The organism is Microbacterium sp. Bi128 (genome assembly GCF_918698205.1).
The window spans coordinates 1-1,281 of sequence record NZ_CAKKMM010001430.1 but is presented as its reverse complement, the minus strand read 5'-3'; the positions used below and the strand labels follow the sequence as shown (position 1 = coordinate 1,281).

At 67.8% G+C, this 1,281-nt stretch carries 1 protein-coding gene; it reads right to left on the bottom strand.

Going from position 1 to position 1,281, the window contains the following annotated elements:
- Positions 1-163 precede the first annotated feature (163 nt).
- Positions 164-1,281 (bottom strand): cellulase family glycosylhydrolase (locus LQV45_RS33400; RefSeq protein ID WP_230012039.1); only part of this gene is annotated, 1,118 nt, incomplete at its 5' end.

Here is a 1,281-nt window from a genome sequence, read left to right as displayed (position 1 = left end):
GTTCATGCCTATCATGAGTGCGGCGAAAATGACTAGATTACCCGCACCCCGTTCCGCGCCCGCGCAGGCCGGAGCATGGAGTCGCTCACGTGCAGCTGTGGCCGCGGCTCCAATCTGCTTCTCGTCAACACGTTGGGCGGTGAGGGCGTCCTCGCACGGCCGGCTACTTCAGGGTGAGCACCGGGTTCACGGGAGCCTTCAGCGAATCCACCTGCAGGCCTACGGACAGTTTCTGGCCGGCGGCGACCTTGGTGGCCCAGTCCGAGCCGCTGCAGGTCACCGACACCTTGGGGAGCACCGTGCAGCTGATGCCCCAGGAGTTGGCCACCCGGGTGACGTTCGGATCGGGCCAGCTCACGCTCCAACCGGCCGCCGCCCGGAGGCCGGTGACCTCGATATTGGCCACGTAGCCGCCGGTCCATGAACTACCGAGTTTCCAAACCGCGCTGATCGGCGCGCCCGATGTAGGGGTGGGAGACGGCGAGGGCGTCGGCGTGACGGTCGGCGTCGGCGTCGCCGTGGCGGTGGCGGTCGGCGACGGCGACGGCGTGGCGGTTGCGGTCGGCGTCGGGGTGCCGTTCAGGATGGGCGCGAGCGCGGCCAGTTTGGCGGCCTCCGGGGTGCGCCAGTCCGCCTGGACAAGGCCTCCGGTAATGCCGCTGTTCGGGTTGAACGCCCAATACGCGAAGCTCATGGAATTGGTCCCGAGGTAGGAGACGATCTTCTCCATCCACTGCTTGTCCGACGTGGTCTGCAGCGCGGTCCCGAACTCTCCGAGCAGAACCGGGGCGATGCCCTGCTTCTGGATGTAACCCCAGTTGGCATCCCACACGGCCGGCAGGTTGTTGGGGTAGGTGGGGTCGCTGAACCACTTCTGCGCAAACAGCGACGCCGGGTAGTCATGCGGGGAATAGACCACGCGGTTGGGCGTGGCCAGGGTGACCGGCTTGTTCTTGACGTCGGCCAGGCCGCCGCCCCACCAGGTGGAGGTGCCGTTGCCCTGGTTCTCGATGCCCTCAACGATGATCAGCAGGTTGGGGTTGGAGGCCAAGACGGCGTTGCCGCCGCGGGTGGCCGCGGCCTGCCAGTCGGTGGCCGCGGCGCCGCCCCACGTCGCCGCCCCGGCAGGCTCATTGTGAAGGTCGGCGCCGATGACGGTGGGATCGTTCTTATAGCGGGCGGCGAGCATCTTCCAGTCAGCGATCCACTTCGACTCCGGGTAGGCGGAGGTGTACCAGAGCGGGGACTGGTCGGCCGAGGACGGCCGGTGCCGGTCCAGGA